Source organism: Billgrantia antri, assembly GCF_017868935.1.
Classification (GTDB): Bacteria; Pseudomonadota; Gammaproteobacteria; order Pseudomonadales; family Halomonadaceae; genus Halomonas; species Halomonas antri.
This window is the reverse complement of the sequence record NZ_CP053383.1, coordinates 3,474,692-3,486,704: the sequence shown is the minus strand read 5'-3', so window position 1 is coordinate 3,486,704 and position 12,013 is coordinate 3,474,692. Positions and strand designations below refer to the sequence as shown.

12 protein-coding genes are annotated in these 12,013 nt (G+C 65.8%); 8 read left to right on the top strand and 4 right to left on the bottom strand.

Features of this window, described 5'->3' with window-relative positions; translation table 11 throughout:
* The first annotated feature begins 46 nt into the window (after nt 1-46).
* The 6 genes from HNO53_RS16180 to HNO53_RS16155 all read left to right on the top strand — a co-directional run bounded on the left by HNO53_RS16180 (nt 47) and on the right by HNO53_RS16155 (nt 7,007).
* Nucleotides 47-763, top strand: a complete 717-nt coding sequence (locus HNO53_RS16180; RefSeq protein ID WP_209473626.1) for a hypothetical protein — start codon at nt 47-49, stop codon at nt 761-763.
* 123 nt (nt 764-886) lie between these two features.
* Nucleotides 887-2,359 (top strand): NfeD family protein, encoded by a 1,473-nt coding sequence (locus HNO53_RS16175; RefSeq protein ID WP_209473625.1) that lies wholly within the window; start codon nt 887-889, stop codon nt 2,357-2,359.
* 73 nt (nt 2,360-2,432) lie between these two features.
* Nucleotides 2,433-3,236: a slipin family protein gene (locus HNO53_RS16170; RefSeq protein ID WP_209473624.1), complete on the top strand. Its 804-nt coding sequence runs from the start codon at nt 2,433-2,435 to the stop codon at nt 3,234-3,236.
* A 65-nt stretch (nt 3,237-3,301) separates the two neighbouring features.
* On the top strand, nt 3,302-4,219 hold the full coding sequence (locus tag HNO53_RS16165; protein ID WP_209473623.1) for a DMT family transporter: 918 nt from the start codon (nt 3,302-3,304) through the stop codon (nt 4,217-4,219).
* Nucleotides 4,220-4,548: 329 nt separating this feature from the next.
* Nucleotides 4,549-6,039 (top strand): SulP family inorganic anion transporter, encoded by a 1,491-nt coding sequence (locus HNO53_RS16160; protein WP_209473622.1) that lies wholly within the window; start codon nt 4,549-4,551, stop codon nt 6,037-6,039.
* A 113-nt stretch (nt 6,040-6,152) separates the two neighbouring features.
* Nucleotides 6,153-7,007, top strand: coding sequence for a universal stress protein (locus tag HNO53_RS16155; protein WP_209473621.1), 855 nt, complete (start codon nt 6,153-6,155; stop codon nt 7,005-7,007).
* Between the two features lie 50 nt (nt 7,008-7,057).
* Here HNO53_RS16155 and HNO53_RS16150 read toward each other — a convergent pair whose 3' ends face one another.
* A complete protein-coding gene (locus HNO53_RS16150; protein ID WP_209473620.1) occupies nt 7,058-8,251 on the bottom strand; it encodes an MFS transporter in 1,194 nt (397 codons plus the stop codon).
* A gap of 204 nt (nt 8,252-8,455) precedes the next feature.
* Here HNO53_RS16150 and HNO53_RS16145 point away from each other — a divergent pair, with 204 nt between their 5' ends.
* Nucleotides 8,456-8,824: a winged helix-turn-helix domain-containing protein gene (locus tag HNO53_RS16145; RefSeq protein WP_209473619.1), complete on the top strand. Its 369-nt coding sequence runs from the start codon at nt 8,456-8,458 to the stop codon at nt 8,822-8,824.
* A 54-nt stretch (nt 8,825-8,878) separates the two neighbouring features.
* Here the strand turns inward: HNO53_RS16145 and modC are convergent, their stop codons facing one another.
* The 3 genes from modC to modA are packed head-to-tail and all read right to left on the bottom strand — an operon-like array spanning nt 8,879 to nt 11,372.
* Nucleotides 8,879-9,943, bottom strand: coding sequence for a molybdenum ABC transporter ATP-binding protein (modC, locus tag HNO53_RS16140; RefSeq protein WP_209473618.1), 1,065 nt, complete (start codon nt 9,941-9,943; stop codon nt 8,879-8,881).
* Nucleotides 9,940-10,632, bottom strand: a complete 693-nt coding sequence (gene modB / locus HNO53_RS16135; protein WP_209473617.1) for a molybdate ABC transporter permease subunit — start codon at nt 10,630-10,632, stop codon at nt 9,940-9,942. Before modB ends, modC begins: the two co-directional genes overlap by 4 nt.
* 26 nt (nt 10,633-10,658) lie before the next feature.
* Nucleotides 10,659-11,372 carry a molybdate ABC transporter substrate-binding protein gene (gene modA, locus HNO53_RS16130; protein WP_242597641.1) on the bottom strand — a complete coding sequence of 238 codons (714 nt, stop codon included), beginning with the start codon at nt 11,370-11,372 and terminating at the stop codon, nt 10,659-10,661.
* A 260-nt stretch (nt 11,373-11,632) separates the two neighbouring features.
* Between modA and HNO53_RS16125 the strand changes: the two genes are divergently transcribed.
* A complete protein-coding gene (locus HNO53_RS16125) occupies nt 11,633-12,010 on the top strand; it encodes a RidA family protein (RefSeq protein ID WP_209473615.1) in 378 nt (125 codons plus the stop codon).
* The last annotated feature ends 3 nt before the right edge of the window (nt 12,011-12,013 follow it).

Here is a 12,013-nt window from a genome sequence, read left to right as displayed (position 1 = left end):
CATTCGCGAGATGTCCCCGACATGTCACATCACGGAGGTAGTCCCCATGTCATATGACAATGACGGCAAGAGACGACAGCTGCTCGGGCATCTCAGCCGCCGGCTGGCCTATACGGCGCCGGCGCTGATGCTGGCGGTAGGGGGAGGAGTGGCCTTGCAGGCTGGTGCCGAGTGGCCCCTCGGCCGAGTGGGCAAGGTGATGGCCGAGTTGAGCGAGACAGCCTGGCTGGTGTCCAGCGCCCATGCCGAGGCCGAAGCGGAAGCCGAGGCGGAAGGAAATGCAGAGGATCAAGCTGAGGCAGAAGCAGAAGGTAGCGCCGAGGCTGAAGCGGAAGGAGAGGCCGAAGCGGAGGCAGAAGGTGAAGCCAAGGGCGACATGAGTGACGTCCAGCGCCCCGAGGGCTACTCGCCAGCTTACAGCGAGGACGGTGAGAACGACGCCGAACTGCTGGCGCAGGGCGAGGCGCTCTATTACGAAACCTCGCTCAGCACCAACGGGCTTTCCTGTGCCAGCTGCCACGGCAGCGACGGCGACGACCGAGGCTATGCCGCGACTTTCGAGCAGCCTTTTCCGCATCAAGTGGGCATGGCGGAGAACCAGTTCGGCATGGCCCAGGTGCATGCCGACGAGATGGTGCAGATCTGCATGGTGGCGCCGATGGCCGCCGAGCCACTGGAGTGGGGGAGCGATAAGCTGACCTCGCTTGCTGCCTACATGGTCGAGGTGCAGCGACGCTTCACGGGAGAACCGCACAACCTCTGAGCGGCGGTCAGAAGAAGTCGACGCGGCGTCCCATGGCGAGGCCTGCTAATCTGAATTCAGGAGTTGCTGTATCAGTGGCAGGCCTTGAAAGGCCACCCTCATCACGATGCGAGGAAGCTCACCATGAGCGTACGCCGTGTCGCCCTCTGTCGTTGCCTCGTGCTGTGGATGAGCCTGCTGTGCCTGGCGCTCGGAGGCATGCTGGCGTGGCAGAGTCAGGCCCAGGAGAGTGAGCGCATCGCCATGGTCATGACCGTGGACGGCGCCATCGGGCCGGCTACCGGCGACTACTTCGAGCGTGGCCTCAGGCGCGCGGAGAAGCGTGACGCCGAACTCGTGGTCGTGCAGATGGATACCCCGGGCGGGCTCGATGCCTCCATGCGCAGCATGATACGTGCCATGCTGGGATCCAAGGTCCCCGTTGCCATCTATGTCTCGCCCAGCGGCGCACGTGCCGCCAGCGCCGGCACCTACCTGCTCTACGGCAGCCACGTGGCCGCGATGGCCCCGGCGACCCATCTCGGTTCGGCCACCCCCGTGCAGATGGGCGGCGGCGGGTTGCCCGGCATGGACGGTCCCGAAGAGGAGGCGCCCGCCGAGGATGCGGCCGATGCCGGGGAAAGCGACGAAGGCACCGTCGATGAGCAGGCCGACAGTGCAGGCGGCGAGACGGGTGAGTCGCCAGCGGATTCCACCCGGCGCGGCGAGACCGCCATGGAGCGCAAGGTACTCGAGGATGCCGTCTCCTACATTCGCAGCCTGGCCGAGCGCCACGGGCGCAACGCCGACTGGGCCGAGCAGGCGGTGCGCGAGGCGGTCAACCTGACCTCACGCGAAGCCCTCGAGCAAGACGTGATCGACGTGGTGGCCAACGATATCGACGACCTGCTGGCCCAGATCGATGGCCGGGAGGTCGTGATGGACCAGGGATCGAGGACCCTGCAGACGGCCGACCTGGCCCTGGAGCGCTTCGACCCCGACTGGCGCACCGAGCTGCTGCAGGTCATCACTAATCCCAACGTCGCCTATTTCCTGATGATCATCGGCTTCTACGGCCTGATCTTCGAACTCTCCAACCCGGGAGCCCTGGTGCCTGGCACCATCGGCGTGATCTCGCTGCTGCTGGCGCTTTTCGCCTTCCAGTTGTTGCCGATCAACTACGCCGGCCTGGCGCTTATCCTGGTCGGCCTCGGGCTGATCGTCGGCGAGGCGCTGATGCCCAGCTTCGGCATCCTAGGCATGGGAGGCATCGTCTCTTTCGTGATCGGTTCGGTGATGCTGATGGACTCAGAACAGCTGGCAGTTTCCCTTCCTCTCATCGGCGGCATCGCCCTGCTGGCAGCGGGCATCATGCTGTGGGTCATGGTGCGCTTCGTCGGCCTGCGTCGGCGCCCGGCCCGCACCGGCCAGGAACAGCTCGTCGGCAGTCAGGCGGTGGCGCTGGAAGACTTCGAGCAAGAGGGTCACGTGCGCCTGCGGGGCGAGCGTTGGAATGCTCGCAGCGGTGCCGCCTTGAAGCGTGGCCAGGAGGTTCGGGTGGTGGCGGTCGATGGGCTGACGCTCAGGGTCGAGCCCATCGAGCGGTCGACGCCGTGAGCGTGACGGAATCGCGACCAGCACCCATCCAGCCTATGACACATCGGAGCCTGACATACCGAGGAGCGTGCTCATGATGATTTCCTATCTCGTGCCAGTCGTTCTGTTGTTCCTGCTGATCGCCGCGTCGATCCGCATCCTGCCGGAATACAAGCGTGGCGTGATCTTCTTCCTCGGCCGCTTCCAGTCGGTGAAGGGGCCGGGGCTGATCATCGTGATCCCCGGGATCCAGCAGATGAGCGTGGTGGACCTGCGCGTGATCACCATGGACGTGCCGGAGCAGGACGTCATTTCCCAGGACAACGTCACGGTCAAAGTCAATGCCGTGCTCTACTTCCGCGTGGTCGACCCCGAGAAGGCGATAATACAGGTGGAGAACTACACCCTCGCCACCAGCCAGCTGGCCCAGACCACGTTGCGTTCGGTGCTCGGCAAGCACGATCTCGACGAGATGCTATCCGAGCGCGACAAGCTCAACGACGACATCCAGGAGATCATCGATGCCCAGACCGAGGAGTGGGGGATCAAGGTCGCCAACGTCGAGATCAAACACGTCGATCTGGACGAGAGCATGATCCGTGCCATCGCCCGCCAGGCCGAAGCCGAGCGCGAGCGGCGGGCCAAGGTGATCCATGCCGAGGGCGAGCTGCAGGCCTCGCGGAAGCTGGTCGAGGCGGCCAACGTGATGGCAGAGAACTCCGCCGCGCTGCAGCTGCGCTACCTGCAGACCATGAGCGACATGAGCAACAAGAACGCCTCGACCATCGTCTTCCCCCTGCCGATGGACATCATGGAGGCATTTCGACACATGCAGGCCTCGCCGGCGGCGCGAGCCAGAACCGACGAAGGGCGACCGAACGATCTCGGCGAAGGCTGAGTTCGACGTGCCACGCCCGCCTGGGCGTGGCATCCTGAGGCGACCTTACGGATGCCGAGGTCGCCTTGATTCATTCCCTCTCGCACCGCCAGCAGGGGCTGCTGCTGACCGGCGGCGGTGCCTTGATCATTTCTCCCGATGCCCTGTTGATCAAGCTGATCGGCCTGCCCGACGGCGAGATTCTGCTATGGCGCGGACTGCTCACTGCGCTGGGCTTCGTCATCATCATGCTGGTCCGCCATGGGGCCGGCACCGTCGATGCCTATCGCCGCTGCGGCTGGACCGGCATCGGCGTGGCGCTGCTGTTCAGTCTCTCCACCTTCGGCTTCGTGCTCGGCAATCAGTACACCAAGGGCGGCAACGTGCTGATGATCCTGGCCGGGGCGCCGCTCATCGCCGCGCTGTTCTCTCGCCTGTTTCTCGGCGAGCGGCTGCCGCGCCGTACCTGGCTCGCCATCTGGCTGTGCCTGGTCGGCACCTCGCTGATCGTGCTCGACGATACCGGTGTCGGCTCGTGGGTCGGCAACGGCTTCGCGCTGCTGGCAGCGACGGCGCTGGCGGCCAATTTTACTCTCTGCCGCACCCGCCCCGGCGTCGACATGAGCCCCATGCTGACCTTGTCCGGCCTCATCGTCGCGGCCATAGCGGCCTCTTTCGGCCTGGCCGAAGGCGGAATTGCGCTGCCGTCGACGGATAGCCTGCTGTTGCTCGTGCTGCTGTGCCTGATGCTGCTGCCGCTGGGCTTCACCCTGATCCAGCGCGGGCCGCTCTACCTTCCTGCTGCCGAGGTGGGCCTGCTGATGCTGCTCGAAGTGGTGGTGGGCACGCTGTGGGTGTGGTGGATTCTCGGCGAGCGGCCGGCGCCGGTGGCGCTGATCGGTGGCGCCCTGGTGCTCGGCACGCTGCTGGCCAAGGGGCTTTACGAACGCCGGCTGGAACGGCGCTTGCGGGGGCGGGATGCAGCAGAGCGAGAACTCTGTTAGTATTCGGCCTCCTATCGGGTTCGTGTGTTAGACGAAAGTCTAGGCCGCCCAAGTTTCTGGCCATGGATGCGACGCAACGTGCTGACTCCTCCGACCGGGCTGGCCACGCCGCCCTAGCGCTGCCTTCCTCCGACGCTGCCGTCATCGGCACGTCACTGCTCGACATCATTCCGATGTGCCGAGCTGCCTGACCGAATTCAACGTTTCAACTGCGCGACTTCACACGTTGCGTCGTCGTCGACGCGTGGCCGGGAGAGCGCTCGAACGACCCCTGGCGCCATCTGGCCCGATGCCAGCTGGAAATGAAAAACCACCGACTGGACCGAAGAATGATCCGATCCATCAAGCAAGACTGGTTCTCCAACATCAAGGGCGACACCCTCGCCGGCATCGTGGTCGCGCTGGCCCTGATTCCCGAGGCCATCGCCTTCTCCATCATTGCCGGCGTCGACCCCAAGGTGGGGCTCTACGCCTCGTTCTGTATCGCCGTGATCATTGCCTTCGCCGGTGGACGCCCGGGGATGATCTCGGCGGCTACCGGCGCCATGGCGCTGCTGATGGTTACCCTGGTGCGCGATCATGGCCTCGAGTACCTGCTGGCCGCGACCCTGCTCACCGGGGTGCTGCAGATCGTGGCCGGCTACCTCAAGCTGGCCGACCTGATGCGTTTCGTCTCGCGCTCGGTGGTCACCGGTTTCGTCAACGCCCTGGCGATCCTGATCTTCATGGCCCAGCTGCCGGAGCTTACCGGCGTGACCTGGCATGTCTATGCCATGACAGCGGCCGGGCTCGGCATCATCTACCTGTTCCCCTACGTGCCCAGGATCGGCAAGACGATTCCCTCGCCGCTGGTGTGCATCGTGGTGCTCACCGCCGTCTACATGATCAGCGGCATGGAGATCCGCACCGTCGGCGACATGGGTGAGCTGCCCGATACCCTGCCGGTCTTCCTGTGGCCCGACGTGCCGCTGACCCTCGAGACGCTGTGGATCATCCTGCCCTACTCGGTGATGCTCGCCGTGGTAGGTCTGCTGGAGTCGATGATGACTGCCACCATCGTCGACGACCTGACCGATACGCCAAGTGACAAGAACCGCGAGTGCAAGGGGCAGGGGGTCGCCAACATCGGCGCCGGCCTGCTGGGCGGCATGGCTGGCTGTGCGATGATCGGCCAGTCGGTGATCAACGTGAAGTCGGGTGGCCGCGGGCGGCTCTCCACGCTGGTGGCCGGCGTGCTGCTGCTGATCTTGGTGGTGTTCCTCGCCGACTGGGTGTCGCAGATTCCCATGGCGGCGCTGGTGGCGGTGATGATCATGGTCTCCATCGGCACCTTCAGTTGGGCCTCGATTCGCGACCTCAAGAAGCATCCCATGAGCACCAACATCGTGATGCTGGCCACGGTGGCAGTAACCGTGGGCACTCACAACCTGGCAATGGGCGTATTCGTCGGCGTGCTGCTCGCGGCCATGTTCTTCGCCAACAAGGTTGGCAACATTCTCTACATCGGCTCCGAAGAGGCCGACGAAGGCAATCACCGTATCTATCGGGTGGTAGGCCAGGTGTTCTTCGCTTCCTCGGAGCGCTTCGGGAATGCCTTCGACTTCAAGGAAACCGTGCAGAAGGTCACCATCGATCTGTCGCGTGCACACTTCTGGGACATCACCGCGGTTCAGACGCTGGATCGGGTAGTGATCAAGTTCCGCCGCGAGGGCACCGAAGTGGAGCTGATCGGGCTCAACGAGGCCAGCGCCACCATCGTCGACCGCTATGCCATCCACGATGACCCGGCTGCCGTGGAAAAGTTGATGGGCGGCCATTGACGTCAATCGCGGGCCGGTGCTCCTCTTGAAGGAGCCGCGGCCCGCTGGGTCGAATCGAGCGTCGCAGCGTACTTGAGCGCCACGACGGTAATGCCAGCATGGGAAACGACACGATGACAGAACAGGTAATGGCCGCCATCGACGGCTCGCAGTTCTCCACCGGGGTGTGCGACTACGCCGCCTGGGCCAGCCTGGCGCTGGGTGCGCCGCTGACCTTCCTGCACGTGGTGGACAACCACCCGCAGACCGCCGAGGCGGACCTCTCCGGCAACATCGGCCTGGGCTCCCGCGAGCACCTGCTCGAGGAGCTCTCGCAGCTCGACGAACAGCGCGCCAAGGTGGCCCAGGAGCAGGGCCGGCTGATGCTCCAGGCGGCCCGGGAACGTGCAGTCGAGGAGGGCGTGGCTGAGCCGGGTACGCGCCAGCGCAACGGCACCCTGGTCGAGACCCTGGCCGAACTGGAGGACGAGATTCGCCTGCTGGTGCTGGGCAAGCGCGGCGAGACCGCCCATCGGGCCAGCGAGCACCTGGGCTCAAACCTGGAGCGGGTAGTGCGCACCCTGCACCGGCCGATCCTGATGGCGCCGGAGACCTTCAAGCGTCCCGAACGGGTGATGCTTGCCTTCGACGGCAGCAAGACCACCCGCAAGGGCGTCGAGATGCTAGCCAAGAGCCCGCTGTTCAACGGTATCCCGGTGCACGTGGTAATCGTCGGCGCCGAGACCGGAGACAACCGCTCGCAGCTCGACTGGGCACTGGCCGCACTGCGCGAGGCCGGCCACGAGGCAGAAGGCACAATTCGCGCCGGCGAGGTGGAGGAGACCCTGCGCGTCTACCAGGAGGAAAATGCCATCGACCTGCTGGTGATGGGGGCCTACGGCCACTCGCGCATTCGTCACCTGCTGGTGGGCAGTACCACTACCGCCATGCTGCGACGGGCCAAGGTACCGGTGCTGCTGTTGCGCTAGGCAGATTTATCAATCCCTCACGACGCCGGCCTGGAGCCGGCGTCGTCGTGTCACTCTCCGCGCGCCTCGGGGCTGCGCAGGACGCCCTGGGCGAGCCACCAGCCGAAAACGAGAAAGGCCAGCATGCCGGCCAGAATGAACGAGAAGTGCGCGCCGAGATCGAGCGCGATACCCAGCAACGCCGGGGCCAGACCGGTGGCAAAGACCATGGCGGCGCTCAGCGTGGCGCGCACCGTGCCGAGGTGCTCGGCCCCCCAGATACGCACCAGCAGGCTGGTGGCGATCGACTCCTGTGAGCCCATGGCGAGCCCGCCGCCTACCATCAGCGCCCACACGCCGAGATGGCCACCGAAAGTGATGGCGAGCCCTAGCGCCAGGGCGTAGGGCAGCAGGTAGAGGCGCGCCAGGCGCACCGGGCCCAGGCGATCGACCCAGCGGCCACCGAGCAGCGCGCCGGGCAGCTTGGCCAGGCCCATGCCGGTCAAGGCGAGGGCATAGATGGCGAGGGTGCTTCCCAGGTCGCGGGTCATCGCTGCCTGGTAGATGAACAGCCCGGTCATGGTGATCGGCAGTGTCATCAGCAGCGGCAGCAGACGCCAGAAGCGGACGTCGCGAAAAGGGCGGGGGCCGCTGGGTCGATGGCCGCGGGCGGGGCGCTGCCCGGGCGCCGCGGGCCAGGGGCCGCGCAGCAGCAGCGGCAGCCATAATGCCGCCAGCACCAGGCCGAACAGCCACCATAGCTCGCGCCAGCCGAGCCACACCAGCAGCGCCGCGATCAGCGGCGGCAGCAGCGTCTCGCCGAGCATCATGCCGATGCTGACGAGGCCCAGAGCACGCCCACGCATGCTGACGAACTCGCGTCCGGCCAGAGTGTTGCCCAGGTGCGTCATCATACCCTGACCGCAAAAGCGCACCAGCCCCAGCCCCAACAGCCCCAGGCCCCACCAGGGCGAAAGCGTCAGCAGCAGCACGCCTGCGGCCAGTGCCGCCATGACCAGGAGGGCGAAGCGCCGCGGGGATACCCAGTCGATGCTCGGGCCCAGGCGCAGCACGGCGAAACCGGAAATCAGCGTGACCAGCGCATAGGCAGTGCCGAATTGTCCCGGGGTGAACCCGAGTCGCTCGCTGATCGGCGCCTGGAACAGGCCGATGAAGAAGCTCTGGCCGAGACTCGAGGTGAACATGGCCAGGAAGCAGATTCCCAGCAATCCCTGGTGGTCCCGCAGCAGCGTACGATAGCCCATTGCGCCCTCCCTGAGCGATGGCAAGTAAAAAGGCAGAAAGTGGAAGGGAAGCCGGCATGATAGCAGCTTGCGGTATGGCAGCGAGGCCGACGTCCATCGGAGTTTCGTGCCGCCGCACCAGGCAGCGGCGGCAAGCGCCACGGCCATGCCGTTATCGGTGAGTGATGCTACCATCCAGCGGAAACTGCCCTATGGAGTCGCACCGTGGCCGCCCACGACCCGATGACCCCTCGCCTGCGCATTCAATTGGGCCATGCCATCGCCATGGGCCCAGGCAAGGTGCAGTTGCTCGAGGCCATCGCCGAGACCGGTTCGATCTCCGCGGCGGCCCGCCAGATGGGGATGAGCTACCGGCGTGCCTGGCTGCTGGTGGATACCATGAATCAGTGCTTCAAGGCACCGCTGGTCAATACCGCCACCGGTGGCAAGGGCGGTGGCGGCGCCAGGATCACTCCGTTCGGCGAAGAGGTCCTGGCGCGTTATCAACGCATGCAGCGCATCGCCAGTGAGGCGGTGGCGGAAGAGATGGAGGACTTCGCCTCGCTGCTTGCCCCCTCGCCACCATCGGATTGAACATTTCCTCACCTGCGCCCTGGTAAGCCGTGGGCGAGCCCGACAACGGAGGCGTCACGACAGGGCAGCCCCTCGTAGTTGGGCGTAGACCGGCTGACCGACGACCAGCGCCAGGCGCCTTGCCGCTTCGCGGGTAATGCGGGAGATCAGGGTCTGATCGCCGATCGTCAGGCGCACCAGCAGATGACCCGGGTGGGGATCGTCGGCAATCTCGCTGATACGTGCCGGCAGGCAGTTGAGCACGCTCGAATCTTGGGGCGGGGTGAGGGAGAGCACCACATCCCGGGCCTTGACGCTGACCCGCAGTGGCGTGCCAGTGGGTGCCGGTGGGTGGGAGAGCCATAACCGCCCCGCGCCACACTCCAGTTCTATCATCTGCTGCACGGCATCGTGCCCCAGGACCCGTGCCTCCAGCACGGCGGCGGCAGTGTCGGCATGCGACAGCGGCAGGTCGCTGCGCACCAGCAGTTCGTGCAGGGGGCCCGCGGCCAGCACCCGGCCCGCCTCCAGCAGTACCAGGAAATCGGCCAGCCGAGCCACCTCCTCCAGGGCATGGCTGACATAGACCACCGGGATTTCCAGGTGCGTGTGCAGCCGCTCCAGGTAGGGCAGGATCTCCGCCTTGCTGGCCGTATCGAGTGAGGCCATGGGTTCGTCCATCAGCAACAGGCGGGGGCTGGCGAGCAGCGCCCGGGCGATGGCCACGCGCTGGCGCTGGCCGCCGGAGAGCGCATGAGGGTGCCGGTCGAGCAGCGCCTCGACGCCGAGCAGGTGCACGGTCTCGTCGAAGTCGACGCGGCGCTGGCCGGCGGCAACCCGCCGGTAGCCGTAGCGCAGGTTGTCGCGTACCCGCAGATGGGGAAACAGGCTGGCTTCCTGGAACACGTAGCCCAGGGGGCGGCGGTGCACCGGCAGAAAGTGCCGGCCATGCTGCCAGCGGCAGCCATTGACCGAAAGCCAGCCCTCGCCACGCTCGAGCCCGGCCAGGCAGCGCAACAGGGTGGTCTTGCCCGAGCCGGAACGGCCGAACAGCGCGGTGACCCCGCGCTCGGGAAGTTCCAGTTCGGCCTCGAGTTCGAAATCGCCGCGCTTCAACCGCAAGGCTCCCGATACACTCATGGCATCACCCCCGCGACCTTGAAGCGCCGGTTGAGGGCGTAGATGCAGGTCAGCAGCGTAAAGGCCACCAGCATCAGGAACAGCGACAGGCGGTGCGCCGAGGCGTAGTCCAAGGCTTCGACATGGCTGTAGATGGCAATCGAGGCCACCTGGGTCTGGCCCGGAATGCCGCCGCCGATCATCAGCAGTACGCCGAATTCACCCAGCGTATGCGCAAAGGAAAGCACCGCCGCGGTAAGCAGGCCCTGCCGCGACAGCGGCAGCACTACCGACAGCAGGCGATCCCAGGGCCCGGCCCGCAGGGTAGCGGCCACCTCCAGGGGGCGGCGCCCCATGGCCTGGAAGGCGTTCTGCAGCGGCTGCACCACGAAGGGCAGCGAATAGATCATCGAACCGATCACCAACCCGGTAAAGGTGAAGGCCAGGTGGCCCACGCCCAGGCGCTCCAGGGTGCCGCCCACGACGCCGCGAGGCCCAAGCAGGATCAGCAGGTAGAAGCCGATCACCGTCGGCGGCAGGACCAGCGGCAAGGCCACCAGGGCTTCTATCACCACCTTGATGCGCCGCTGGGTATGGGCCAGCCACCAGGCCAGCGGAAGGCACAGCACCAGCAGCAGGCCAGTGCTGATCAGGGCCAGGCGCAGGGTCAGTCGCAGAGCCTCCCAGTCGGAGGGCGTCAAGCCTAACATCGTGACCTCTCAGTCTTCACGGGGCCTCAGTCGCCACGCGGCATGGAGAATCCGTAGGCTTCGAGGATCCGTAGCGCCTCGGGGCTTTGCATGAATTCGGCGAAGCCCCTGGCGGTGGGGTCGTCACCGCCCCGGCGGGTAACGATGAAGCCGTTCTCCAGCGGCTGATGCAGGCTAGAGTCGATGAGGTGGAAGGTCGATCCCCGCATGGCCGATGCGTGCATCTGGGCCAGTGCCAGGATTCCCACGTTTGCCGCACCGCTGTGCACCATCTGCAGCGCCTGGCCGATATTCTCACCGAATACCAGTTTTGGCTCCAGCGTTTGCCATAGGCCGCTGGCGCGCAGTGCCTCCTCGGCGCGCGCGCCGTAGGGGGCATGGCGGGGATTGGCGATGGCGATACGCCGGAAACGCGCATCGGCGAGATCGCCCAGCGTCAGTGTCGAAGCGTCGATATCCTCGCTCCACAGCACCAGGCGACCCTCGGCATACGGAGTGACGCCGCCCGCGGCGTGGCCACCCGCCTCCAGAGCCTGGGGAAAAGCCATGTCGGCAGAGAAGAACAGGTCGAAAGGGGCGCCGTTCTCGATCTGGGCCCGCAGGCTGCCCGAAGCGCCATACACCGCCTCGAGGCTCGCCGTGGGATGTTGCGTCCGATAGGTGGCAACGAGCTCATCCATCGCGGCCCGCAGGCTGGCTGCCGCCGCGATGCGGGTCGGCTCCTGCTCGGCCTGGGCCATGGTCAAGGCGAGGCTCATCCCGAGGGCAGCGACACTCATCAAGAGGCGTTTGAAAATGGATTGCACGGCGCTGCCCCCGCTGTTGAGTGGATGCCGCTGCGGCTCAGGTCGTCATGTTCGTTCGGATATAGCGATTCGCCGTATACTGACATATATAACGATAATCGCACCATACCGTCGTGGGAGTACTCATCCTCGCTGAAGAGAGGTAGCCTTTAGCAACAGTCATTTCAGCTTTTCACCGTCAGCGGAGACCATCAATGACCATCGTTCGTCACGACACCAAGGCACGCATGAGCCGCGCCGTCATCCACAGCGGCATCGCGTACCTGTGCGGCCAGGTGGCCGGGCCCGAGGCGCGTCACGGCGACATCACCGAGCAGACCGAGAGCATGCTGGCTCGAGTGGATGCGCTGCTGGCCGAGATCGGCTCAGACCGTGAGCATTTGTTGACGGCGACGGTTTACCTCAAGGACGGCCACGACTTCGCCGCCATGAACGCGGTGTGGGACGCCTGGGTGCCCACCGGCCATGCTCCGGCGCGCACCTGCGTCTGTGCGCCGATGCCTGCCGATGAGCTCAAGGTAGAGATTACCGTGACGGCTGCCGTGGTGGCCGGTGGCGATTACCCCTACTGAGAC